Source organism: Mycobacterium terramassiliense (genome assembly GCF_900157385.1).
GTDB lineage: Bacteria > Actinomycetota > Actinomycetes > Mycobacteriales > Mycobacteriaceae > Mycobacterium > Mycobacterium terramassiliense.
This window is the reverse complement of record NZ_LT717701.1, coordinates 659,139-683,602: the sequence shown is the minus strand read 5'-3', so window position 1 is coordinate 683,602 and position 24,464 is coordinate 659,139. Positions and strand designations below refer to the sequence as shown.

Below are 24,464 nucleotides of genomic sequence, written 5' to 3'. Positions count from 1 at the left end.
GGGCAAGCGGCCTACGCGGTCGGGACGAAGTCGGGCGCGTCCTCGACATCGCCGGTCTCGCCGGCCTTCATCGCGCGGCGCCCGAAGTAGACGATGTAGGACAAGAACGCCGCCTCGGCGAGAACTCCGATGCCCACCCGGACGAACGTCGGCAGCGGGGACGGCGTCACGAGAGCTTCGATCAATCCCGACACCAGCAGCACCGCCACCAATCCGACGGCGATCGAGACGACGCCGCGGCCCTGCTCGGCGAGCACCTGTCCGCGCGGCCGGTCCCCGGGCGAAATCACCGACCACCCCAGTCGCATCCCCGTCGCCCCGGCCAGGAATACCGCCGTCAGCTCCAGCAGCCCGTGTGGGGCCAGCAGCCCCAGCAGGATGCCACCCTTGCCGGCCTGGAACATCAGCCCCGCGATGAGCCCCAGGTTGGCGGCATTGTTGAACAGGATGATCGGGATCGGCAGGCCCAACACGACCGACATGGCGATGCACTGGGCGGACACCCAGGAGTTGTTGATCCATACCTGCAGGGCGAATGCCGCGGCGGGGTGTTCGCTGTAATACGACGCCACATCGTGATTGACCAATTCGTCTATGTCACTTGGCGTTCCCAGCGCGGACTGGACCTCCGGATTGACGGCCACCCAGATCGCGATGACCACCACGACGGCGAAGAACGCGACCGCCGTGCCCACCCACCAGCGCCACGTGCGGTACGCGACGACCGGAAACGACACCGTCCAGAACCGGGCGAACGTACTGCTCAGCGGCGCATGCGCGCCGGTCACCACCGAGCGGGCCCGCGCGATGAGGCTCGAGAGCCGGCCGATCAGCAGCGAGTCCGAGGACGCCGACCGCAGCATCGAGAGATGGGTGGAGACCCGCTGGTAGAGCTCGACGAGTTCGTCGACCTCGGCGCCGGTCAGGGATCGGCGCCTTCTGACCAATTGGTCGAGCCGGTCCCACGTTGCGCGATGGGTCAGCACGAATGCGTCGACGTCCACCCTGCGCAGCCTAATCGCCCTGTACCGTTCGGTGTTATGTCGGAGGTGGTCACCGGGGACGCCGTGGTGCTCGATGTGCAGATCGCGCAGTTGCCGGTGCGGGCGGTGGGCGCACTGATCGACATTGCGGTGATCTTCGTCGGCTACGTGCTCGGCTTGATGTTGTGGGCGGCCACCCTCACCCAATTCGACAGCGCGCTGAGCGCCGCCATCCTGCTCATTTTCACAGTCCTGGTGATCGTCGGGTATCCGGTGCTGTTCGAAACCGCCACCCGTGGGCGATCGGTCGGCAAGATCGTGATGGGCCTGCGCGTGGTGTCCGACGACGGCGGCCCAGAACGCTTCCGGCAAGCGCTGTTTCGCGCGCTGGCGTCCGTGGTCGAAATTTGGATGCTCGCGGGAAGTCCCGCCGTCATCTGCAGCTTGTTGTCGGCGAAGGCCAAACGCATCGGCGACGTCTTTGCCGGCACGGTCGTGATCAGTGAACGCGGGCCGCGGTCCGACCCTCCGCCCGTGATGCCACCGTCGCTGGCGTGGTGGGCGGCCTCGCTGCAGTTGTCCGGCCTGGACGCCGGCCAGGCCGAGGTCGCACGCCAGTTCCTTTCCCGCGCACCGCAACTCGACCGCCAGTTACGCCAGCAGATGGCGTACCGAATCGCCGGTGACGTCGTGTCGCGCATCGCCCCGCCACCGCCGCCCGGCGCGCCGCCGGAGCTGGCGCTGGCCGCGGTGCTCGCCGAGCGACACCGCCGGGAACTGGCGCGGCTTCGCCCCGCGATGCCCCCCGCGGGGACCTGGGCGCAACCGGGCCCGCCCCGCTGGCCGCCCGCGCCACCGACGCCGGCGCCCTGGCCGCAACCGGGGTCGACCAACCCGGGGCCGGAGCCCGCTACGCCGGGGCCGCCACCGGGTGGGTTCGCGCCGCCGGTCTAGCAGCTGGACCGTCGCGACCGGGCGACGCGGCTAGCCAGATACGGCCGCCGCCATCAGGGCCACGTCCAGGACCAGGAGCGCCCAGCCGGCCAGCGGAACCGCGATGCCGCCCCGGCGCTTAGCGGTGAAGAACGAGATGACGATGACGACGAAGGCCACGACGGGTGCGCCGTAGAACGCGACACCGAAATCGATGCCGCCCCGGCCCAGGTTGGGACAGGTCCGCTCGCCGCACCCGTCGGTGCTCATCACCGCGCCGAGCGCGAAGAGCATCACAATGGCCGCGGCGGGCACCGTGGCCAGCGCCAACCCCCAGTTGACCCAGGGCCACGCGTTGCGGCCGCGGCTGCCCTCGCGCGGCGCGACCTCGGCCACGCTGCCGGTGCCGCCGCCGACGGTCAGGTCGTTGTGAGCGTCCATCCTCCAGTTCCTACCCCCGGTCCGTGGGAGGCAAACCGCGGGTCCCGCGGTCCTCGGTTCCATTTCCCGCAGCTCAGAGGGCCGCGGCGGGCAGCGCTTCCCGTTATTCCGGAATATCTTGTTGCATCGCGTTAGTTTCCGATATATCGTGATACTCCGAAGCGCACGACGTGTGCGTTCCCCACTACGTAAGGACCACCAACATGAGCAACCCCTTTACTCCCCCCGAGGGACCATTCGCCGGCCGGCCCGGTTTCGGATTCGGCTTCGGCCCCGGCCCGGTGGACCGGCGCGCCCTGCACGACGCCAGGCGCCAGGCCCGCCGCGAATTCCGCGAACACCTCCGCGACCACAGTGGCGACCGCTTCGGCCCCGGCTTCGGACCTGGATTCGGCCCCGGATTCGGGCCCGGATTCGGCCCGGGATTCGGCTTCGGCCCCGGCGGCCGGCGCGGGTCGCGTCGTGGCGGCCGCGGCCGCGGACGCCGCGGTGACGTGCGAGCGGCCATCCTGGCCCTGCTGGCCGAGCGGCCGATGCACGGCTACGAAATGATTCAGCAGATCGCCGAGCGCAGCAACGGAATCTGGCGGCCCAGCCCGGGGTCGGTGTACCCGACGCTGCAGCTGCTGGACGACGAGGGCCTCGTCAGCGCCACCGAAACCGACAGCAGCAAAAAGCTTTTCACACTGACCGACGAGGGCCGCGCGGCGGCCGAGAAGATCGAGACCCCGCCGTGGGACGAGATCGCCGAGGGCGCCGATCCCGGCCAGGTTAACCTGCGGGCCGCGATCGGCCAGCTGTTCGGCGCGGTCGCGCAATCCGCGCATACCGCCACCGCCGAGCAGCAGCAGCGCATCGTCGAAATCCTCAACAATGCCCGCCGCGAGGTCTACGGCATCCTCGGCGAGGACTGAACCTGTTCGTCGCGAGCGTGCGCAAATGTACGGCCACACCGGCGTGTCGGCGTACAAACACGCACGCTCGCGGCGGTGGGCCCTGGATCAGGTCACATCGACCCAGTCCAGGGTCCGCTGCACGGCCTTTTGCCAGCCCGCATACCCCGCGGCGCGCCGGTCGTCGTCCCACGTCGGCGTCCAGCGCTTGTCCTCTTGCCAGTTGGCCCGCAGGTCGGACGGGTCCGCCCAGAACCCGACGGCCAGTCCCGCCGCGTAGGCGGCGCCGAGCGCGGTGGTCTCGGCGACCACCGGCCGCACCACGTCCACGCCCAGCACGTCGGCCTGGATCTGCATGCACAGGTCGTTGCCCGTGATGCCGCCGTCGACCTTCAGCACCTCAAGGCGCACACCGGAATCCGCCTGCATCGCGTCCACCACATCGCGGCTCTGGTAGCAGATCGCCTCCAGCGTCGCGCGGGCCAGGTGCGCATTGGTGTTGAACCGCGACAGCCCCACGATCGCGCCACGGGCGTCGGATCGCCAATACGGGGCGAACAAACCGGAAAACGCCGGAACGAAATACACGCCACCGTTGTCGGGAACCTGACGCGCCAGCGACTCGCTCTGCGCGGCGCCGCTGATGATGCCCAGCTGATCGCGCAACCACTGCACCGCCGAGCCTGTGACCGCTATCGAACCCTCAAGCGCGTAAACGGGTTTGGCGTCGCCGAACTGGTAGCAGACGGTGGTCAGCAGGCCGTTGTCCGACCGCACGATCGTCTCGCCGGTGTTGAGCAGCAGGAAATTCCCGGTGCCGTAGGTGTTTTTGGCCTCCCCCTCGGCCAGGCACACCTGGCCGACCATCGCCGCGTGCTGGTCGCCGAGGACGCCGGTGATCGGCACCTCGCCGCCTAAGGGCCCGGACTCCAGCGTCACGCCGTAGGGCTGCAGCGGCGACGACGGCGCGATCGCCGGCAGCATCGCGCGCGGAACCGCGAAGAACGACAACAGCTCGTCGTCCCAGTCCAGCGTCTCCAGGTTCATCAGCATCGTGCGGCTGGCGTTGGTCACGTCGGTGACGTGCGCGCCGCCCCGCGGGCCGCCGGTCAGATTCCACAACACCCAGGTGTCGGCGGTGCCGAACAGGGCGTCACCGCTTTCGGCGGCCTCGCGCACACCGTCCACGTTTTCCAGGATCCACTGCAGCTTGCCGCCGGAGAAATAGGTCGCCGGCGGCAAGCCGGCCTTGCGCCGAATCACGTCCCCGCGGCCGTCCCGGTCCAGCGCCGACGCGATCCGGTCGGTGCGGGTGTCTTGCCAGACGATCGCGTTGTAATACGGCCGTCCGGTCCGTTTGTTCCACACCAGCGTCGTTTCCCGCTGGTTCGTAATGCCCAGGGCCAAAAGCTCCTTCGACGACAGGTTGGCTCGGTTCAGCACCGACATGAGCACCGACGACGTGCGCTCCCAAATCTCCACCGGGTCGTGCTCGACCCACCCGGCGCGGGGCAGTATCTGCTCGTGCTCGAGCTGATGGCGGGCCACTTCGGCCCCGTCGTGATCGAAGATCATGCACCGGGTGCTGGTGGTGCCCTGATCGATGGCGGCTACGAATTCCGCGGACTCGGCCAACGAGCTCTCCTCCACCCATGTGAGACGTGCACGTCCATGATGGTCTACCCGCTCGGCGCCCGTCCGCACAGGTCAGCCCCGCGGCCTTGCGTTGCGGCCGGTAAACCTGTTCCATCGGCGTTGTGGGCGAAGAGGTCAAGCGCACCACGTACGACCGCGCGCAGCGGGAGGAATACCGGCGCAAGGTGCGGCTGTGCCTGGACGTCTTTGAGACGATGCTGGCACGGTCGCGCTTCGACGCCGACCGGCCGCTCACCGGCATGGAGATCGAGTGCAATCTCGTCGACTCCGACTATCAGCCCGCCATGTCGAACCGTGTCGTGCTGGACGCCATCGCAGATCCGGCCTATCAGACCGAATTGGGTGCCTACAACATCGAATTCAACGTTCCGCCCCGGCCGTTGCCCGGGCACACCGGCTTGGACCTGGAGGCCGAGGTGAGGACCAGCCTCAACGACGCCGAACTGAAGGCAAACTCCTGGGGTGCCCACATCGTGATGATCGGGATCCTGCCCACGCTGATGCCCGAGCATCTCGACGACAACTGGATGAGCGAATCGAAGCGGTATGCGGCCCTCAACGATTCGATCTTTTCCGCCCGCGGCGAGGACATCCCGATCAACATCTCCGGCCCGGAACCGCTGAGCTGGCGGGCCGCGACCATCGCGCCCGAATCCGCCTGCACCAGCATGCAATTGCACCTGCAGCTGGCCCCCGAGGAATTCGCGGCCAACTGGAACGCGGCCCAGGTGCTCGCGGCCCCCCAACTGGCCCTGGCGGCCAACTCCCCCTATTTCTTCGGCCATCAGCTGTGGTCGGAAACCCGCATCGAGTTGTTCGCGCAATCCACCGACACCCGGCCCGAGGAACTCAAGGCCCAGGGAGTGCGACCACGGGTGTGGTTCGGCGAACGCTGGATCGCCTCCGTGCTCGACCTGTTCGGAGAGAACATCCAATACTTCCCGTCCCTGCTGCCCGAAATCTCCGACGAAGACCCGGTCGCCGAGTTGGCCGCCGGGCGCACCCCGCAGCTCGCCGAATTGCGCCTGCACAACGGCACCGTGTACCGCTGGAACCGGCCGGTGTACGACGTCGTCGACGAGCGCGCGCATCTGCGGCTGGAGAACCGGGTGCTGCCGGCCGGGCCGACCGTCATCGACATGCTCGGCAACGCCGCCTTCTACTACGGCGTGCTGCGCAGCCTGTCCGAAGCCCAGGACCCGCTGTGGAACAAGATGGGTTTCGTTGTGGCACAGGCAAACTTCCTCGAGGCGGCCCGCCACGGCATCGACGCCCGGCTGCACTGGCCCGGCGTCGGCGAAGTGACGGCCCGCGAATTGGTCCTCGACACGTTGCTGCCGATCGCCGACGACGGCCTGCGCCGCTGGGGCGTCGACGCTGAGGTGCGCGACCGCTTCCTCGGCGTCATCGAGGGCCGCGCCCGTGCCGGCCGCAACGGGGCGACCTGGCAGGTGTCCACCGTGCGTACCCTGGAGAACGCTGGTGTGAGCCGGCCTGCGGCACTCGCCGAGATGCTGCGCAGGTACTGCGAACACATGCACGCCAACGAGCCGGTGCACACCTGGGATCCATAGCTGCGCAAAGGGGTAACCATGTCATCCGACATCATGGATTGGGACGGCGCCTATCGCGAGGACGGCGAATTCGAGGGGCCACCGCCGTGGAACATCGGCGAGCCGCAGCCGGAATTGGCGGCGCTGATCGAGGCCGGACAGTTCCGTAGCGACGTGCTTGACGCCGGATGCGGCTTCGCCGAGCTGTCGCTGGCGCTGGCCGCGCAGGGCTACACCGTGGTCGGCATCGACCTCACGCCGACCGCCGTCGCGGCGGCCACCAGGGCGGCGCAAGAACGCGGCCTGAGCACCGCCAGCTTCGTGCAGGCCGACATCACGTCGTTCACGGGATACGACGGACGCTTCTCGACGGTTGTCGACAGCACGTTGTTCCATTCGCTACCGGTGGAGGGCCGCGACGGCTACCTGAGCTCGATCCACCGCGCGGCCGCCCCGGGGGCCGCCTATTTCGTGCTGGTGTTCGCCAAGGGCGCCTTCCCCGCGGAGATGGAACCGAAGCCGAACGAGGTCGACGCGGACGAGCTGCGCGCCGCGGTGGGCAAGTATTGGGACATCGACGAGATCCGGCCCGCCTACATCCACGCGAACATTCCCCCAATCTCCAACGCGCCGTTCGAGTTTCCGCCGCACGACCACGACGAGAAGGGCCGGACGAAGTTGCCGGCCTACCTGCTGACCGCGCACAAGTCCGGCTGAGGATGTAACCGCGCCACGCGCGGGTCAGGGGCTCACGCCCAGCAGGCTGGCCGCGACGTCATCCACGATCGAAACAAAGTCGTTTGCTATGACGGTCGCTCCGTTCAGCCAGGTGGGTATTGGCGGGATCGTGAACTGCTCCTGCTGAACGGGGGCCAGGGTGATGTTGGGGATGTTGACGTCGGGCAGGCTGAAGCCGCCGACGCCGATCGGCGGGACGGTCAACGGTGCCGTGGCGAACCCCGGCCAACTGACCTGCGGCAGCGTGAAACCACCGACGCCGATCGGCGGGACGGTCAGCGGTGCCGTGGTGACCGCCGGCCAGCTCACCTGCGGCAGCGTGAAACCGCTGACGGCGATGGGCGGAACGGTGACCGACGGGATGGAGAAGCCGGCGAGGCCGATGGACGGGAACACGTAACTGCCGCCGCTCGGGTTGCTGATGTTCAGGTACGGCAGGGTGAAAGCCCCGATTTGGATGCTGGGGATGCTGATTTGAGTGATATAGCCCAGTGTGTTTAAGCCAAGCGATGGCGCGAGATCGAACGACTCGAGGTTGATGTCATAGTCCGGGAAGAGGACGTTACTGGTGTGCAAGTGGACCACTGTCTGGCCACCACCCGGAACATTGATATCCGGGAACTGGATCTGCGGAAGGGTGATTTGCGGGACGGTTATCGAAGGCAGGCTCCAGCCCGTCACCTGGATCAGGGGCGTCTGGAACGCCGGTATGGTCACCGCCGGCAGGTTGATCGGCGGCACGGTGATGGCGGGGGTCGTTATCGACGGCAGGTCAAATGCGCCGACGGTGATGTTGGCAGGGGTGGTGCCGGCCGGGATCTCGATTGACGGTATCAACAGTTGCGGCAAGCTGAACGCACTCACCGTGACGTTGGCGACCGTGGAACCCGCCGGAATGTTGATGGGCGGAATGGTGAGCTGAGGCAGGTTGAAGGGGGCGACGCTGATCGGAGGCACGTGCACCGCCGGCAGGATGACCCCCGGAGTGCTGATCGTGAATTGGATGCCACCCGTCCCGATGTTGATGTCGAGTGCGTTGTTGAAAAGGTTGAAGGTGCGGTAGGTCGCGGCGGGTACCGCCGCGGCGGCCGCTGGGCCGCCACCGGTCACCGCGTTGCTCAGAACCTGCCCCGCGTTAGCGGCCTCGGCGCTGACATATGCCGCCGCACCAGCGCTCAGCAAGCTTTCGAACTCGGCGTGGAACGCCTGCGCTTGGGCGTTCAGAGCTTGAAATTGCCGGCCGGCGCTGCCGAACAGCGAGGCGATCGCGATCGATACCTCGTCTGCCGCGGACGCCGCTATCCCGGTGGTAGTGGGGCCCGCGGCCGCGGCGGCCTGGCTCAGCGAGGCACGAATACCCGCCAGGTCCTGAGCTGCACCCTGCACCACGTCGGGCACGGTGATCACATACGACATCGCCATCTCCTTTCACGCACGCCGCAAAGAGAGGGGCCGGGCGGCAGCGGCCGTCATCGCCTGCACCGCCCAACCCTGCCGTGCCGCACCCGCCAGGCCCGGGGTCACCGAGCTGAATGACGCTGCGGCCGCGCCCAATTCGCCGCTCCGCAGGTCCCGGGCCGCCGCCTGAAGCATCGGAGCGGATCTCATCCGGCACCCCTTTCTCACCTGCTCGTCGTCGAGCGGCGTGCAGTCGCGGGCCGACCCTTAACCCGGGCGCGCTAGAAAAAACCTACCGCACACGTGCTTAATAAGCCCAGGGCTTTTCATACTTTCGGTCAAAATTTCCCACCGGATTTCCCGAATCGGTTTCTTCGGGCGGCGCCGCGGCCGGACCGCTAGGTGCCGGTGGCCGCGGTGGCCGCGATCAGCGCCTCGGCGAAGCTCTCCAGGTCGTCGGCCGTGGTGTCGACGTGGGGCGAGATCCGCAGCACCGGCGCGGACAGCTCTTGCGGCGCCCGCGCCACCCCCGCGTAGGTGGTCACAATGCGCCGCTCGGCGAGCAACCATGCCCGCACCGCCTCGGGGTCGGCGCCGTCGACGGGGGCCAGCGTGGTGATGGCGCTCGGCTCCTCGGTCTCCTCGATCACCAGCCAGCCGTCGACGTCGGCCAGCAGGCCGCGGGCGATGTCGCCGAGCTCGGCCAACCGGGCGCGGATCAATTCCGGCCCGTAGGCCAGGTGTTCGCCGACGGCGACCGAAAAGCCCACGCGCGCAGCGTCGTTGGCTTCCCCGAAGCCGAGTTGCTGCGCCACCGACAGGCCCGCGGCCCACTGCGGTGCCGGCAGTCGCGGCGTCAGCCGATCCATCAACCCGGGTCGCACGGCCAGGGCGCCGACGCCGCGCGGCCCGGCGATCCATTTGCGCGACGACGAGTACATGGCGTCGGCGCCGACGGCGCAGTCGACGTGCCCCAGCGCCTGTGCGGCGTCGACCACCAGCGGCACGCCCAGTTCACCGCAGAGCCTGGCCACCATGGCAAGGGGCTGCACCACGCCGCGGTGGCTGGCCAGCGGCGTGAGGTGCACCAAGTCCGGCCGGTCCTCGCCAAGCTGGAATGCCGCGTCGTCGAGCGCCAGCCTGCCGTCGCCCAGGGTCGGCAAGGTGCGCACCTCGAAGCCGTGGGCGGCCATCACGGCCAGGTTGGGCCCGTACTCGCCGGGCAGGCAGGCCAGCGTGCGCTGGTCGGTCGGCCAGGCGCCCAGCAGCAGATCCAGTGCGTGCAGCGAGCCGGTGGTGAACACGACCTCGGCGTCGGGCATGCCGCACAGCCTCGCGACCGCGGCCCGTCCGGCGTCAAGCACCGGGGCCGCCGCCTCGGCCGCGACATAGGCGCCGACCTCGGCCTCGTGCAGCGCGTGCTGGGCGGCGGCGTCGAGCGCCGCGAAACTCTGGCGCGAGCAGGCGGCGCTGTCGAGGTGCAGCCCTGCCGCCGGCGGACGCGCCGCCCGCCACCGGTCGGCCAGCGAATCCGCCGTCACTTCACCGCCAGCGACAGGCCGAAGTCGCCCGCGCCGTCGGTCCACCACCGGACGCGACGGAGGCCGGCCTCGGCCAATTCGGCGCTGACCCCGTCCGGGCGGAACTTGCACGACACTTCGGTGAGCATTTCCTCGCCGTCCGCGAAATCGACCGTCAGGTCGAGCGCCCCGACCCGCACCCGCTGGCGCCGGCCGGCCCGCAGCCACATTTCGATGCGTTCGTCGTCGGTGTTCCAGCGCGCCACGTGCTGGTAGGCCTCGACGTCGAAATCGGCGTCGAGTTGGCGGTTGATCACCGCGAGCACGTTGCGGTTGAACCGGGCCGTCACCCCTGCGGCGTCGTCGTAGGCGCGCACCAGCCGTTCGGCGTTTTTGACCAGGTCTGTACCCAGCAGCAGGCTGTCGCCCGGCCGCATCACCCCCGCGAGGGTGCTGAGGAATTCCGCGCGCGGCTCGGGCGTGAGGTTGCCGATCGTCGATCCCAGGAAAACGAACAGCCGCCGGCCCGCGTCGGGGATCTCGGTCAGGTGTTCCTCGAAATCCCCACAGACGGCGTTGATTTCGACGCCCGGGTATTCGCGCTGGACGGCGGTGGCGGTGGCCGACAGCACGCTGGCGTCGACGTCGAACGGCACGAACCCGCGCAGCGAGCCGCGGTCGCGCAGCGCGTCCAGCAGCCGCCGCGTCTTCTCCGACGTTCCGGCGCCCAGCTCGACCAGGGTGTCGGCCTCGCTGGCCGACGCAATCTCGCCGGACCGGTCGCGCAGGATCTCGGCCTCGGCGCGGGTCGGGTAGTACTCGGGCAGCCGGGTGATCTGGTCGAACAGGTCGCTGCCCACCGAATCGTAAAACCACTTGGGCGGCAAGGTTTTCGGCGTCTGCTGCAGGCCGTCGAGCACGTCGCGTCGCAGCGCGTGATACGCGGAGTCGGCGGCGAGGTGGTTGGACAGCGTCAGCGTCATCGAGATCCTTTCGAATGCGGGTGGCTCAGCGGGGTGATCGTGACGCCCGCCGGGGTGACCTCGACGAGGTGCCGGTCGGGCACGTCGTCCCAGCCGGGCGCGTCGTCGTAGGGCTCGCTGGCCAACACCACCCCGTCGTCGCGCCGCAGGATGAACAGGGTGTCTCCCCAGGCGGTCGCCAGCAGCCGGGAGCCGTCGGCGGCCAGGATGTTGAGCCGGGCGAGCGGGTCGGCGGCCCCGATCTCTGCGACGGTGTCGCCTAGTGCGTCAAGCCCGCGCTCGAAGATGGTGGCCGCGAGTATCGCGCTGTCGCAAGAAGATTCGGCAGACGAAGTGGGCGGCAGCACCGCGCGATCGACGACCCCGTTGTGCGACAACAGCCAGCGGCCGTCGGTGAACGGCGCGGTCGCGCTGGCCTCGATCGGCATCCCCACGGTCGCCGAGCGCACCGCGGCCACCACGCAGTGGCTGCGCAGCGCCGGCGCGATCGAGTCGAACGACACGTCGCCCCACAGCGGTGCCGGGCTGCGCCAGCGGCGGGGCACCTCGCGATCGAAAAACCCGACGCCCCAACCGTCGGCATTCATCAGGCCATGCTTCTGACGACGCGGGGCATACGACTGCACCCGAAGCCCGCACGGCGGGTCCAGCACCAGCGAGGAGACGGTCACGTCGGCGCCGAGCCAGCCCAGGTGGCGACACATCAGGCCGATTCCTCCAGCACGTCCCAGGCCAGCCGCACGCCGGAGAAGATCTGCCGGCGCACCGGATGGTCCCAGTTGCGGAAGCTGGGCCGCAGAATCCCCGCCTCCACCGCCCACGAGCCGCCGCGCAGCACCCGGTAGTCGCCGTCGAAGAACGGCTGGGAGTAGCGCTCGTAGATCATCGGGACGAAGCCCGGCCACGGCCGCAACGCCGAGGCGGTCCACTCCCAGACGTCACCGAGCATCTGCTCGACCCCGTAGGCCGAGGCGCCGTCCGGGTACGCGCCGACGGGCGCGGGACGCAGCGCGGTGCCGCCCAGGTTGGCCAGGGCCTCGGACGGCTCCTGCTCACCCCACGGATAGCGCCGGCGGGTGCCGCTCGCCGGGTCCCACGCGCAGGCCTTCTCCCATTCCACTTCCGTGGGCAGCCGCGCGCCCGCCCAGGCGGCGTAGGCCTCGGCCTCGAAGTAGGTGACGTGCTGCACCGGCTCATTGGCGGGGATGTCCTCGATGTAGCCGAACCGGGCGCGGGTCTTGCCGTCGCGACTCCAAAACTGCGGCGCGCTCAGGCCAGCGGCCTGACGGTGCTGCCAGCCACGCTCGGACCACCACCGCGGCTGGTGGTAGCCCCCGTCGTCGATGAACTGGCGCCACTCGCCGTTGGTGACCGGAACCCGGCCGATCCGGAACGCCGGCACGTCCACGACGTGGGCGGGGCGTTCGTTGTCGAGCGAGTACGGTTCGCTCGCGGCGTCGACGCCCAGCACGAAGGGGCCGCCCGGGATCAGCACCGACGTCCCGGCCAGGCCCGGCCGGCCCTCGGGCGGGGCGGAACCGCCGGTCAGCAGCGGCGCGCCGGTGCGCAGGTTCAGCGCCTGCAGCATGGTCTCGTCGTGCTGGTTTTCGTGGCTGACCACCAGCCCGAAGACGAACGCCGCTCGGTCGCCGGCGGGGTCGTCGGGCAGCGCGTCCAAAGCGTCCAGCGCGGCCGACCGCACGGTGCGGCAATAGGACCGCGCCCGCTCGGGGGGCAGCAGCGGCAACTCCACGCGGCTGGCCCGGGAGTGTTCGAACGCGTCGTAGAGACCCTCGACGGCCGGCGGCAACATCCCCGGCCGGGCCGGGTCGCCGCCCCGCAGCAGCCAAAACTCCTCCTGCTGACCGATGTGCGCCAGATCCCACACCAGCGGGCTCATCAACGGGTCGTACTGCCGCCACAGCTCGTCGTCGTCGAAATCGACCAGTCGCAGCGTGCGCGCCCGCGCCCGCGCCATGTCGTCGGCAAGCCTCTGTCGGGACCTCACAGGCCCCCTTGCGCCAACCGCGCCACCACCGGCGCGATGCCATGCTCGATGACCCGGTCGGAAAACTCGTCGCCCGGACATCGGCCCTGCTCGACGCCGCCGACCAGGAGCTGCATCGACTCGGTCAGCTCCGCGGGCGCCCGCTCGGCCGCGATCGCCATGCACTTGTTGGCCGCCTCGTAGAGCCGCCGGTCGCGCAGGCCCAGCCGGGCCGCCGTGTCCCAGGCGGTGGCCACCGGTTCGACGGCCTCGGCCGCCAGGTCGGCGGCGACCGGGTCATCGAGCAGCGCCACCAGCGTGAACACCACCGCCGGCCACAACGCGTCGGGGACGCTGTCGAGGTAGCGGATCTCCAGCCACTGCCTCGGGCGCACCGGCGGGAACAGCGTGGTCAGGTGGTATTCCAGGTCGGCGATCGTCGGGCGCCGCGCGCCGAGCAATACGCGGCCGTCCACCCAGTCCGCGAAGGGCACCCACCGGGTGACGGCCACCGCTTCGGGGTCGCGCACCAGCATCACCGGGGCCTTGAGCGCATAGCGCGCCCAGTCGGTGCCCGGGTCGTCGCCGCTGGCGCCCAGGATCGGCCCGCAGCGTGCCGAGTCCATGTCTCCCCACACCCGCTGCCGGGTCGACACCCAGCCGGTGAACTCGCCGCCCAGCATCGGGGAGTTCGCGGAGATCGCGATCATCGTCGGGCCCAGCGCGTGCGCCAGCCGGACCCGCGCCGCCCAGCCGTCCCGCGGCCCGGCGTCGACATTGATCTGAATCGACGCGGTGGACGTCATCATCGCCGCACCCGCCTCCCCGGAGCGGCTGGCGCCGAAGAACTGCTCCATGGCGCGGTAGCGCGGGCCCGGGTTGATGCGCTTCGGCGGCCGCAGCGGATCGGCCCCGAGGAAAACCAGGCCCAGCCCGGCGTCGGCGAGGGCCGACCGCAGCACGGCCTGATCCCGATTCATCGCGTCGATGGCGGCCAGCGCCCCGTCGGCGGGCGGGCCGGACAACTCGACGGCCCCGCCGGGTTCGACCGTGACGGCGCTGCCGCCGGGCAGGGCGGGCAGCCGCTCGAGCACGTCGCTGATTTCGTCCCAGCCGGGCCGGCGGTGCGGGTCGGTCGGGTCGTGGCAATGCCCTTCCAGCTCCAGGCCGATACGCCGCAGCGGTCCATCGATCAGGCAGGCCTCGGCGATGTATTTCGCGGCGGCGGCGGAGTCGACCATTTCCGCCTGGGCGGCGCTGACGGCGGCGGACGTCATATCACGATCCCTTCGAGGCCCGGGCTGACGACGCGGACCGCTGGTTGCGCAACGAACGGAGAAATATCGCCACTACTTCATCTTGCAGATCGCACCGACATATTCCCGTCCCGCCGGGACTTCCCAGTCAAAAACCATCCGCCCGCCCGGGTTCGCGCGTCCACGCTACTGGCCCAGCGCGTTCTGCATCGCCCCGGCCAGGACGTCGACCGCGGGACCCGCGTTGCCAGACTGGCAGACCTTGGCCTGCAGCAACACGTTTTCGCGCAGCCTGGTTTGATCGAAACAGCGCCGGTCGGTGCCCGCCTCCTGCTTGGTCCAACCGGCATCGGTACCCGTCGCCGGGCCGCCGTCGAACGCCCACACCTGCGTGCTCCCGTTGTCCAAATGCATCGCGGTGGTCTGCCCCGCGCAACCCACGGTCCGGTCCACGACGCGATGGAACGCCCGGCCCGCGGCGTCGTCACTGGCGAACACCCCGACCGCCTGCTTGACGAAATGGGTCTGGTCGTTGGCCGAAGTCTGGGTGGTCGCCCCGTTGAACGACGCCAGGTCCGGATCGTCGAACACCTCGGGCAGCCCGATGTCCGCCCAGTTGTTGCACACCGGCACGTCGACGGAGAAGCCCTGGAAGGGCTGGGTGAACGTCGACTCCCAGCCCATCGGCCCGCCGACGATGTTGCCGACCGACCCCTTGCCCAGGACCGCGTAATTGACCACCCCGGGCTCTGACGGATGAGCGGCCGCCACGGGAACGCCCATCCCCGTTCCGGCCGCAACGCCGACGGCCACCACCGCGGCACAGATCCGCATGGTCATGGGTTTCGATCATGCCAGGGGCGGGTGCGCGATAGCGAACGCCGGATTATTGCGCCCGCACCCCCTCCTCCACCTTCTTACCGAGGTCGGGGTCGACGTTGCGCCAGTACTCGAACACCCGCGATAGCACCGGCTCTTTGACGCCCTTGGAAACGTGCCCGATGATGTTGTGCGCCAAGCGTTCCCGGGCCGCATCGTCGAGCACCTCGCGGACCATGGTGCCGGCCTGGCCCCAGTCGTCGTCCTCGGCGTGCAGCGTATACGCGGCGCGGACCATGTCGCCGTCGGCGTGCCAGCGCACCTCGGCGGCGCGGGCGGGGTCCGCCTGCGGGCCGCCGTAGGAATTGGGCGCATACACCGGATCGGAGACGTTGTTCATCCGCATCGCGCCGTCCTTGGAGTAGCTGTTCACCTCGACCTTCGGCGTGTTGACGGGGATCTGCCGGTAGTTGGTCCCCAGCCGGGCGCGGTGCGCGTCGGAGTAGGAGAACCCACGAGCCTGCAACATCTTGTCGGGGCTCAATCCGGTGCCGGGCACGGTGTTGTTGGGCTCGAAGGCCGCCTGCTCGATTTCGGTGTGGTAGTCGGTGACGTTGCGATCCAGCGTCAGCCTGCCGACGTCGATCAGCGGGTAGTCGCCGTGCGGCCACACCTTGGTCAGGTCGAACGGGTTGAACCGGTAGTTCCTGGCCTCCTCGTACGGCATGACCTGCATCTTCAGCGTCCAGCTCGGGTGATCGCCGCGCTCGATCGCGTCGTACAGGTCCCGCTGGTGGTAGTCGCCGTCCTCCCCGGCCAGCCGGTCGGCGTCTTCCTGGGTCAAAAACTCGACGCCCTGATCGGTGATGAAGTGGTACTTCACCCAGAAGATCTCGCCGCCGGCGTTGATCCAGCTGTAGGTGTGGCTGCTGTAGCCATTCATCTGCCGCCAGCTCTTGGGGATCCCGCGATCGCCCATCAGCCAGGTGACCTGGTGTGCGGACTCCGGCGACAGCGTCCAGAAATCCCACTGCATGTTGTGGTCGCGCAAATTCGTTGCCTGCATGCGCTTTTGGGACCGGATGAAGTGCTGGAACTTCATCGGGTCGCGCATGAAGAAGACCGGCGTGTTGTTGCCGACCATGTCGAAGTTGCCCTCGGTCGTGTAGAACTTCAGCGCGAAGCCGCGTGGATCCCGCCAGGTGTCCGGGCTGCCGCGCTCGCCCGCGACGGTCGAAAACCTGATCAGCGTCTCGGTTTTGGTGCCCGGCTGGAACACCGCCGCCCTGGTGTACCGGCTGACGTCGTTGGTCACCTCGAAGTGGCCAAAGGCGCCGCCGCCCTTGGCGTGCGGCTGGCGTTCCGGGATGCGCTCCCGGTTGAACATCGCCATCTGTTCGATCAGGTAGTGATCCTGCAGCAGGATCGGCCCGTCGGGGCCGATCGTCAACGATTGGTCGTCACTGGGTGCGGGAATGCCGGCGTCGGTGGTGGTATGGCGGTCAGTCATTCTTATCTACCTCTTCGTTATCTTGAACGAGCCCAACAGCTTTCGATGCGCGCGGCACCAACGGTGTGGCTACGGGCGCGGATTGCCCGGGGTGTTCGGCGCCGGTGCGGGCGCGCTGGGCGTCGGCGACTGGCTGGGACCACCCGGACCGGCACCCGGCGGCGGACCGAACGGGCCGCCCGGCCCACCTGGAGCGAAGCCCGGCGGGCCCCACGGGCCGACGACCATGCCCGGACCGCCGGGCCCGCCGAACTGCCACGGGCCGCCGCCCGGCCCGCCGGGGCCGCCGGGGCCGTACATCATGCCGTGATGATGTTTGTGGTGGCAGTGATGGTTGAACCCGACGACCATGGCGCCGGCGAAAAAGACGGTCGACAGAATGAAGACGATGCCGGCCACGATCACCACCCACGCGGCGGCGACGTAGAGCCTGGGCGGCTTGACCCGCTCGTAGGCGGGCGGCGGCGGGGCGGCGGCGGCAGTCGGTGGCGCTGACGGTTCGGGTGCTTGGGTCATGCCTTGAATAGTGCCCGTCTCGTCGACCCCGCTAACAGGTCACGCGGACGCCTTGAATAGTGCCCGTCTCGTCGACCCCGCTAACAGGTCACGCGGACAAAAAGTTGCTGTGAATTGTGTAGCCCGGCGCTCGTTCGAGCGCCGGGCTATCGGTGGAGGTTTAAATGCCCGCCTACGGCGTGCGAGACGGCGCGACCGACGACGGGATCTGGCTGGGTCCGGGCGCGCCCGGTGTCGCCGACGCGGGCCCGCCGCCCTGGACCGCCGCCGGGCCACCCGGCCCGCCGGGACCACCCGGGCCGCCGAAGCGGTGCGGGTGCATGAAGGCCGCGTGGTGCTTGTGGTGGTGCATGCCGCCGTGACCGTGGTGCCCGAGGGCCATCCCGGTGAAGAAGATCACCGAGACGATGAACACGACGCCGGCGACGATGGCCACCCATGCCGCGGCAATGAAGACCCGAGGGGTCCGGAAGAGCGCCGGCTCGGCCGCCGGCGCGGGCGCAGTTGCGGTTGAGGTCCGCACAGTTGGGGTGTCAGATGTTTCACTCATGAGACTCATGATGCGGGCGTTAACAGTAGTGACGGCTATGCGCTACTTAAGTACCAGCTATGAGCTGAAAGCGGCGTTGACCTGCCCAAACCACCCCAGCGACGGCTAATCGGGCTTGAACGGGTTGACCGCGAACTGGATCACCCGGTACGGCGACCGGGCACGCGGATCGACGTTATTCCACTGGCTGACGAAGATCCGCAGCTCGTCCAGGGTGGACCCCGGCGAGATGTAGCCGCCATACGGCTGTGCCAACCGATTGTCGTACGGGGGCGGCAGGCTCTCCGCCGGATCGGGCCACTCGTCGTGCTGCACCACCGTGGTCACGGGCGCGGTGCCCAGTGAGGTCGGGTCGTCGGCGACCCGGACCTCCATGTTGCCCGTGCTGGCGTTGAAATAGGACAGCACCGCCTTGCCGTCGATCTGCCGGATGGACATCTCACCCACCTGATCCGGCCACAGGGGCGTCGGCGCCTTGTTCCAGCCGCCACCGGCGCCCGACGCCCAGCCCTGCCAGCGGGACCGGTCGGTGAACGTCTGGGGGGTGGCCCGGTACAGCAACACCGGATTACGACGCGTGAAGCTGTTGGCCACGATGTACACCCACCCGCTCGGCGAATCGGGCGCGGGAATGGGGTCGTAGTAGCCGCTGATCTGCGACTGCGAACCACCCTGATACGAGCCGTCGCGCCAGGATCCCGCGACGGTCTGCCAGCTGCCGTGTGCCGGCTCGGGCGTCACCAGCCGGGAGCTCTGCGGCTCCAGGTTTTTCGTCGTGGTGACCATCAGGTAGTTGCGCCGGTTGATCTGCACCACCCCGGCGGGCAGCTGGGAATCCCCGGCCGGCGTGGGGTCGGCCAGCAGCGGCTTGTTGATCCCGGTGACGCCGGTGTAGCGCACCCCGGCGGGGTCGTCGACCGACGCGGTATCCACCCGCAGCGCGATCGGCGAGTACCAGCCGCCGAAGCCGACGCCCTGGCCGGCGAAGCTGTCGCCGCAGACCTGCAGCAGCTCGGTGGGGAACTCGACGAACTCACATAGGTCCGTCGCGCCGATGCCGTAGTCCCCCGTGGGGGTGCCGGTGCCGGCCGTCGGTCCGATTCGCAGCACCTGCCCGGGCGCCAGCGGCTGCAGGATCGGCTCCGGCGCCGGCGCCGGGGGATCGGCGTGCGCTGCCCAAAAGCACTGCGGCACAATCAAAGCGGCCACAACTAGCGAGAACCGCGTCGCGGAACTCACCCGCGGATTCACAACTGGGCGGCGAGTAACTCGGCGATCTGGATGGTGTTGAGCGCCGCACCCTTGCGCAGGTTGTCCCCCGAGACGAACAGCGCCAGGCCGCGCCCGTCGGGCACGCCCGGGTCGCGCCGGATGCGCCCGACCAGCGATTCGTCCACACCGGCGGCGGCCAGCGGCGTCGGCACGTCGACCACCTTGACGCCCGGTGCCCCGTCGAGCAGTTCGCGGGCCCGCTCCGGGGACAGCGGCCGCGCGAATTCGGCGTTGATCGACAACGAGTGGCCGGTGAACACCGGCACCCGCACGCAGGTGCCGCTCACCAACAGGTCGGGGATGCCCAGGATCTTGCGGCTCTCGAAGCGCAACTTGGCGTCCTCGTCGGTCTCGCCGGAACCGTCGTCGAGCAGCGATCCGGCGAGCGGCAGGACGTTGAACGCGATGGGCGCCACGTAGGTCTTCGGCGCCGGAAAGTCGCACGCGCCGCCGTCGTACACCAGCTGCTCGGCGCCGTCGATGACGGCGCGCGCCTGGGTGGCCAATTCCTCGACGCCGGCCAGACCGCTACCGGAGACCGCCTGATAGCTGGACACCACCAGGCGCTGCAACTGCGCCTCGTCGTGCAGCACCTTGAGCACGGGCATCGCGGCCATCGTCGTGCAGTTCGGGTTGGCGATGATGCCCTTGGGGCGGTTGGCGGCGTCCCGCGCGAAGTTCACCTCCGACACCACCAGCGGGACGTCGGGGTCCTTGCGCCACGCCGACGAGTTGTCGATCACCGTCACGCCGGCGGCGGCGAACCGCGGTGCCTGCACCAGCGACATCGTCTTGCCCGCCGAGAACACCGCCAGGTCCAGCCCCGTCGGGTCCGCGGTCGCGGCGTCTTCGACCTCGATCTCCTGGCCGCGGAAGGCCAGCTTGCGGCCCTGCGAGCGGGCGGAGGCGAAGAACCGCACCGTCGTCGCGGGAAAGTCACGCTCTTCGAGGAGCGTGCGCATCACCTGGCCCACCTGACCGGTGGCGCCCACTACGCCTATCGCAACCATCTATCTGCCCGTCCCCGCATATACCGTCGCCGACTCCTCGCCGCCGAGCCCGAACGCCTCATGCAACGCCACGACGGCCTTGTCTAGTTCGGTGTCGCGGCACAGCACCGAGATCCGGATCTCGGAGGTGGAGATCAGCTCGATGTTGACGCCCACGGTGGCCAGCGCCTCACAGAAGGTCGCGGTGACGCCCGGATGGCTGCGCATGCCCGCCCCGATCAGCGACACCTTGCCGATGTGGTCGTCGTAGAGCAGCTGGGTGAACCCGATCTCGTCGCGCAGCGCGTCGAGCTTCTCCACCGCGGTGGGCCCGCTGTCGCGCGAGCAGGTGAAGGTGATGTCGGTCTTGCCGTCCTCGACCTTGGAGACGTTCTGCAGCACCATGTCGATGTTGACGTCGGCGTCGGCGACGGCCCGGAACACCCTGGCGGCGTAACCCGGGATGTCGGGTATCCCGACGATGGTCACCTTGGCCTCGCTGCGGTCGTGCGCGACTCCGGTCAGGATGGGGTCTTCCATGGCAATGTCCTTGATCGATCCCTTAACGACGGTGCCCGGCTTGTCCGAGTATGACGACCGGACGTGCACCGGAATGTTGTAGCGGCGAGCGTATTCGACGCAGCGCAGCATCAGCACCTTGGCGCCGCACGCCGCCATCTCGAGCATCTCCTCGAACGTGACGGTGTCCAGCCTGCGGGCGTTGTGCACGATCCTGGGGTCGGCGCTGAAGATGCCGTCCACGTCGGTGTAGATCTCGCAGACGTCGGCCTCGAGCGCCGCGGCCAGGGCCACCGCGGTGGTGTCCGAGCCGCCACGGCCAAGCGTGGTGACGTCCCGGGTGTCCTGGCTGACCCCCTGGAACCCGGCGACCAACACGATGCGGCCTTCGTCGAGCGCGGTCCGCAGCCGGCCGGGCGTGACCTCGATGATCTTCGCGTTGCCGTGCGTGCCGGTCGTGATCACGCCGGCCTGCGAACCGGTGAACGACCGCGCCTGCGCGCCAAGCGATTCGATCGCCATGGCGACCAACGCGTTGGAGATGCGTTCACCGGCGGTCAGCAGCATGTCGAGTTCCCGCGGCGGGGGGGCCGGGCAGACCTGCTGGGCCAGGTCCATCAGGTCGTCGGTGGTGTCGCCCATCGCGGATACGACCACCACGACGTCATTGCCCTGCTTCTTGGTCGCGACGATGCGCTCGGCGACGCGGCGGATCCGGTCGGCATCTGCCACGGATGATCCGCCGTACTTCTGTACGACGAGCGCCACTGTTTCCCTTCCCGGCTGGTCTTAAGTCCACAACAGAATACGTGGGGGCGCATCTCGGTTTTTCGGCCGTTGCTAGTGCGATCTGGGCTTTGCGTGTGAGCTCAGGGCGGGACTTTCACGATTTTCTCGCCCTGAACGCACGCGCAAAGCCGTCACCGCACGCTCGACGCCGGTTTTCCCTCGCGGCGCCGATCGCGGTAGAGTGCACACCGTGCAGCGGGTGCTCCTCCTCGGACGCCGCGACGGGGTCTGATCCAGACCGGCTTCCCGTCGCGGGGGTTCGCGATGCGCCGGTCTGAGGTTCCTTCCAAACCCCGGAGCGACTACCGTGACCAATCCTGATTCGCCCGACGCCTACAAGTCGGCACGCACCATCGTCAAACCCGCCGGCCCGCGGGGGCCCGGCCAGCCCGCGTGGAATCTCCAGCGCGGGTCGTCGATGCCGATCAACCGGTATCGACCCTTCGCCGAAGAGGTCGAGCCCATCCGCCTGGCCGACCGCACCTGGCCCGACCGGGTCCTCACCCGCGCCCCGCTGTGGTGCGCCGTGGACCTGCGCGACGGCAACCAGGCGCTGATCGACCCGATGAGCCCGGCCCGCAAGCGCCGCATGTTCGACCTGTTGGTGCGCATGGGCTACAAGGAAATCGAGGTCGGCTTCCCGTCGGCCAGCCAGACCGACTTCGACTTCGTCCGCGCGATCATCACCGAGGGCGCCATCCCCGACGACGTCACGATCCAGGTGCTGACCCAGTGCCGGCCGGAGCTGATCGAGCGCACCTTCGAGGCGTGTGCGGGCGCGCCCCGGGCCATCGTGCACTTCTACAACTCGACGTCGATCCTGCAGCGCCGGGTGGTGTTCCGGGCCGACCGGGCCGCGGTTCAGGCGATCGCCACCGACGGCGCGCGCAAGTGCGTCGAGGAGGCCGCCAAACATCCCGGCACGCAGTGGCGCTTCGAGTACTCGCCGGAGTCCTACACGGGCACGGAACTCGAGTACGCCAAGCAGGTGTGCGACGCCGTCGGCGACATCATCGCGCCGACGCCGGACAACCCGATCATCTTCAACCTGCCCGCCACCGTGGAGATGGCCACCCCGAACGTCTACGCCGATTCGATCGAGTGGATGAGCCGCAACCTGGCCAACCGGGAATCGGTGATCCTGAGCCTGCATCCGCACAACGACCGCGGAACCGCCGTCGCCGCGGCCGAATTGGGCTATCAGGCCGGGGCGGACCGCATCGAAGGCTGCCTGTTCGGCAACGGGGAGCGCACCGGCAACGTGTGCCTGGTGACGCTGGGGCTCAACCTGTTCTCGCGCGGCGTGGACCCGCAGATCGACTTCTCCAACATCGACGAGATCCGCCGGACCGTCGAGTACTGCAACCAGCTGCCGGTGCCCGAGCGCCACCCCTACGGCGGGGACCTGGTCTACACGGCGTTCTCCGGCAGCCACCAGGACGCCATCAACAAGGGCCTGGACCAGATGAAGATCGCGGCGGACGAGGCCGACACCGACGTCGACGACATGCTCTGGCAAGTCCCCTATCTGCCGATCGATCCCAAGGACGTCGGCCGCACCTACGAGGCAGTGATCCGGGTCAACTCGCAGTCCGGCAAGGGCGGGGTGGCCTACATCATGAAGGCCGACCACGGCTTGGCGCTGCCGCGGCGGTTGCAGATCGAGTTCTCCCAGGTAATCCAGAAGATCACCGACGGCGAGGGCGGCGAGGTCTCGCCCAAGGAGATGTGGGACGCGTTCTCCGAGGAGTACCTGGCCCCGGTGCGGCCGCTGGAGCGAATCAAGCAGCGCGTCGACGCCTCCGACGAAGACGGCGGCGTGACGACGATCGAAGCCACCGTCAAGATCGACGGCGTGGAGACCGAGATCAGCGGCGCCGGCAACGGCCCGCTCGCGGCATTCGTCCACGCGCTGGGGACCGTCGGCTTCGACGTGGCCGTGCTGGATTACTCCGAGCACGCGATGAGCTCGGGTGACGACGCGCAGGCCGCCGCATATGTGGAGGCGTCGGTCGACGGACGCACGGTGTGGGGCGTCGGCATCGCGCCGTCGATCACCACCGCGTCGCTGCGGGCCGTGGTCTCGGCGGTCAACCGCGCCTCTCGCTAGGCGTCGAAGAACGCTTGCAGCAGCCGATCGACCAGCCCCGCCGGGTCATCATCGGTGGGCATCGTGAGCTTGCTGAACACGTAGCCGTTGAGCAGGCGGCTTAGCTCCTCCAGCTGTTGCGGTTCCGGGGCAAGGCCCGCCGCCTCGAAGATGAGCGTGGCGGACTTCACCGCCGCGGCCTGCAGCTCCGTCAGAAGCGGGCGAAGCTCGGGCCGCCGTGTGCCCTCCATGAACAACTCGAACCGGGCCAGCGTGTAACGCCGGGCCCGCTCGTCGGGGTCGGAGATCAGCCGCGTCATCAGCGCTTTGACGCCGTCCCGCGTCAGCGAGCCGATCGAGGCCCGCAGGGCCTCGACGCGCTCCCAATGCAGATCGACGGTCCGCGACGCGGTGGCTTCGAGCAGCGCTTGCCGGGTGCGGAAGTAGTTCGAGGTGGTGCCCGCCGGCAGGCCCGCCCGCTCGTCGACCTGGCGATGCGTCAGACCACCGACGCCGGTGTCGGCGAGGATGCCGATCGCGGCGTCCAGCAGCTGCGCGCGGCGCTCCGGATTAGGCGGCATCAGTCTTTGTAGCGCAGCCGCCAGAACATCGTCAGGAAAGCCGGATACACGGCGATCAGCAGCAGGTAGCTGAACCACATCGGAAACCACATGTACAGCGAAAGATCCTTGGTCACATACGAGCAGTAGATGTGCAGCGGCACGCTGGCGGCGATGTAGATCAGCGACGCCGTGAAGAACGCCCGATGCGGCTTGTTGGCGAACCGCACGCGCCGGTACACCAGGATGCCGGTGACGGCCGCATACGTCATCGGGACAAGCAGGATCCGGTCGGTCGTCAGCGTCATCGCGTATTTCAGCGTGAGCTCGTCGCCGAAGATCACCCGGTACAGGTGGATCAGCACACCGAGCGAAATGGTCAGCAGGCCCGCCGCGCGGAAAAAGTAGTGGTGGCGGCGGTATGCGGCCCACCAAGCCCTCTGTACTACATCTGTAGTGGTCCCCATGCGCACGACAGTACTACTACAGGTGTAGTGATTACAAGGTGTG

24 protein-coding genes are annotated in these 24,464 nt (G+C 68.8%); 5 read left to right on the top strand and 19 right to left on the bottom strand.

All coding sequences use genetic code 11. The annotated features are described in order from the left end of the window. Window positions 1–11: 11 nt before the first annotated feature. Window positions 12–1,004, bottom strand: coding sequence for a stage II sporulation protein M (locus MTAB308_RS17985; protein ID WP_077100956.1), 993 nt, complete (start codon window positions 1,002–1,004; stop codon window positions 12–14). Between the two features lie 36 nt (window positions 1,005–1,040). Between MTAB308_RS17985 and MTAB308_RS17980 the strand changes: the two genes are divergently transcribed. Beyond that, the gene (locus MTAB308_RS17980; RefSeq protein ID WP_077100954.1) at window positions 1,041–1,937 is read left to right on the top strand and encodes an RDD family protein; all 897 of its coding nucleotides are present in this window, start codon (window positions 1,041–1,043) and stop codon (window positions 1,935–1,937) included. A gap of 30 nt (window positions 1,938–1,967) precedes the next feature. On the opposite strand, the gene MTAB308_RS17975 is transcribed toward MTAB308_RS17980, so the two are convergent. Continuing rightward, window positions 1,968–2,357, bottom strand: coding sequence for a hypothetical protein (locus MTAB308_RS17975; protein ID WP_077100952.1), 390 nt, complete (start codon window positions 2,355–2,357; stop codon window positions 1,968–1,970). Window positions 2,358–2,560: 203 nt separating this feature from the next. Here MTAB308_RS17975 and MTAB308_RS17970 point away from each other — a divergent pair, with 203 nt between their 5' ends. Further along, a complete protein-coding gene (locus MTAB308_RS17970; RefSeq protein WP_077100950.1) occupies window positions 2,561–3,271 on the top strand; it encodes a PadR family transcriptional regulator in 711 nt (236 codons plus the stop codon). Between the two features lie 87 nt (window positions 3,272–3,358). On the opposite strand, the gene glpK is transcribed toward MTAB308_RS17970, so the two are convergent. Continuing rightward, window positions 3,359–4,825, bottom strand: coding sequence for a glycerol kinase GlpK (gene glpK / locus MTAB308_RS17965; protein ID WP_245831527.1), 1,467 nt, complete (start codon window positions 4,823–4,825; stop codon window positions 3,359–3,361). 182 nt (window positions 4,826–5,007) lie between these two features. Here glpK and MTAB308_RS17960 point away from each other — a divergent pair, with 182 nt between their 5' ends. Together MTAB308_RS17960 and MTAB308_RS17955 are read left to right on the top strand one after the other, a co-directional pair. Next, entirely contained in the window at window positions 5,008–6,480 is a 1,473-nt protein-coding gene (locus MTAB308_RS17960; protein ID WP_077100948.1) for a glutamate-cysteine ligase family protein, read from the top strand. A gap of 18 nt (window positions 6,481–6,498) precedes the next feature. Continuing rightward, entirely contained in the window at window positions 6,499–7,176 is a 678-nt protein-coding gene (locus MTAB308_RS17955) for a class I SAM-dependent methyltransferase (RefSeq protein WP_077100946.1), read from the top strand. A 24-nt stretch (window positions 7,177–7,200) separates the two neighbouring features. On the opposite strand, the gene MTAB308_RS29880 is transcribed toward MTAB308_RS17955, so the two are convergent. The 14 genes from MTAB308_RS29880 to MTAB308_RS17890 all read right to left on the bottom strand — a co-directional run bounded on the left by MTAB308_RS29880 (window position 7,201) and on the right by MTAB308_RS17890 (window position 21,284). After that, window positions 7,201–8,595 (bottom strand): PE family protein, encoded by a 1,395-nt coding sequence (locus MTAB308_RS29880; protein ID WP_245831440.1) that lies wholly within the window; start codon window positions 8,593–8,595, stop codon window positions 7,201–7,203. A 30-nt stretch (window positions 8,596–8,625) separates the two neighbouring features. Then, window positions 8,626–8,805 carry a hypothetical protein gene (locus tag MTAB308_RS28945; protein ID WP_077100942.1) on the bottom strand — a complete coding sequence of 60 codons (180 nt, stop codon included), beginning with the start codon at window positions 8,803–8,805 and terminating at the stop codon, window positions 8,626–8,628. A gap of 188 nt (window positions 8,806–8,993) precedes the next feature. Further along, window positions 8,994–10,136, bottom strand: coding sequence for an ergothioneine biosynthesis PLP-dependent enzyme EgtE (gene egtE / locus MTAB308_RS17945; protein WP_077100940.1), 1,143 nt, complete (start codon window positions 10,134–10,136; stop codon window positions 8,994–8,996). Beyond that, a complete protein-coding gene (egtD, locus tag MTAB308_RS17940; protein WP_077100938.1) occupies window positions 10,133–11,098 on the bottom strand; it encodes an L-histidine N(alpha)-methyltransferase in 966 nt (321 codons plus the stop codon). The genes egtE and egtD overlap by 4 nt, the downstream gene beginning before the upstream one ends. Beyond that, window positions 11,095–11,802: an ergothioneine biosynthesis protein EgtC gene (gene egtC, locus MTAB308_RS17935; protein ID WP_077100936.1), complete on the bottom strand. Its 708-nt coding sequence runs from the start codon at window positions 11,800–11,802 to the stop codon at window positions 11,095–11,097. The genes egtD and egtC overlap by 4 nt, the downstream gene beginning before the upstream one ends. After that, on the bottom strand, window positions 11,802–13,076 hold the full coding sequence (gene egtB / locus MTAB308_RS17930; RefSeq protein WP_425436347.1) for an ergothioneine biosynthesis protein EgtB: 1,275 nt from the start codon (window positions 13,074–13,076) through the stop codon (window positions 11,802–11,804). The genes egtC and egtB overlap by 1 nt, the downstream gene beginning before the upstream one ends. Window positions 13,077–13,102: 26 nt before the next feature. Next, complete coding sequence (gene egtA / locus MTAB308_RS17925; RefSeq protein WP_077100932.1) at window positions 13,103–14,362, bottom strand: ergothioneine biosynthesis glutamate--cysteine ligase EgtA; 1,260 nt, start codon at window positions 14,360–14,362, stop codon at window positions 13,103–13,105. 165 nt (window positions 14,363–14,527) lie between these two features. Then, window positions 14,528–15,175, bottom strand: a complete 648-nt coding sequence (locus MTAB308_RS17920; RefSeq protein WP_108637444.1) for a sensor domain-containing protein — start codon at window positions 15,173–15,175, stop codon at window positions 14,528–14,530. Between the two features lie 52 nt (window positions 15,176–15,227). Continuing rightward, window positions 15,228–16,670 (bottom strand): catalase, encoded by a 1,443-nt coding sequence (locus MTAB308_RS17915; RefSeq protein ID WP_077100929.1) that lies wholly within the window; start codon window positions 16,668–16,670, stop codon window positions 15,228–15,230. Window positions 16,671–16,739: 69 nt separating this feature from the next. Continuing rightward, entirely contained in the window at window positions 16,740–17,186 is a 447-nt protein-coding gene (locus MTAB308_RS28940; protein ID WP_077100927.1) for a hypothetical protein, read from the bottom strand. A 172-nt stretch (window positions 17,187–17,358) separates the two neighbouring features. After that, window positions 17,359–17,745 carry a hypothetical protein gene (locus MTAB308_RS17905; protein ID WP_108637347.1) on the bottom strand — a complete coding sequence of 129 codons (387 nt, stop codon included), beginning with the start codon at window positions 17,743–17,745 and terminating at the stop codon, window positions 17,359–17,361. Between the two features lie 96 nt (window positions 17,746–17,841). Continuing rightward, window positions 17,842–18,975 (bottom strand): DUF4185 domain-containing protein, encoded by a 1,134-nt coding sequence (locus tag MTAB308_RS17900; RefSeq protein WP_216823677.1) that lies wholly within the window; start codon window positions 18,973–18,975, stop codon window positions 17,842–17,844. A gap of 8 nt (window positions 18,976–18,983) precedes the next feature. Beyond that, entirely contained in the window at window positions 18,984–20,018 is a 1,035-nt protein-coding gene (locus tag MTAB308_RS17895; RefSeq protein WP_077100921.1) for an aspartate-semialdehyde dehydrogenase, read from the bottom strand. Further along, window positions 20,019–21,284: an aspartate kinase gene (locus tag MTAB308_RS17890; protein ID WP_077100919.1), complete on the bottom strand. Its 1,266-nt coding sequence runs from the start codon at window positions 21,282–21,284 to the stop codon at window positions 20,019–20,021. Window positions 21,285–21,612: 328 nt separating this feature from the next. Between MTAB308_RS17890 and leuA the strand changes: the two genes are divergently transcribed. After that, window positions 21,613–23,415: a 2-isopropylmalate synthase gene (leuA, locus tag MTAB308_RS17885; RefSeq protein WP_077100917.1), complete on the top strand. Its 1,803-nt coding sequence runs from the start codon at window positions 21,613–21,615 to the stop codon at window positions 23,413–23,415. Here leuA and MTAB308_RS17880 read toward each other — a convergent pair. Together MTAB308_RS17880 and MTAB308_RS17875 are read right to left on the bottom strand one after the other, a co-directional pair. Further along, window positions 23,412–23,975 carry a TetR/AcrR family transcriptional regulator gene (locus tag MTAB308_RS17880; RefSeq protein ID WP_077100915.1) on the bottom strand — a complete coding sequence of 188 codons (564 nt, stop codon included), beginning with the start codon at window positions 23,973–23,975 and terminating at the stop codon, window positions 23,412–23,414. The genes leuA and MTAB308_RS17880 overlap by 4 nt on opposite strands. Next, complete coding sequence (locus tag MTAB308_RS17875; protein WP_077100913.1) at window positions 23,975–24,421, bottom strand: hypothetical protein; 447 nt, start codon at window positions 24,419–24,421, stop codon at window positions 23,975–23,977. The genes MTAB308_RS17880 and MTAB308_RS17875 overlap by 1 nt, the downstream gene beginning before the upstream one ends. Between the last annotated feature and the right edge of the window lie 43 nt (window positions 24,422–24,464).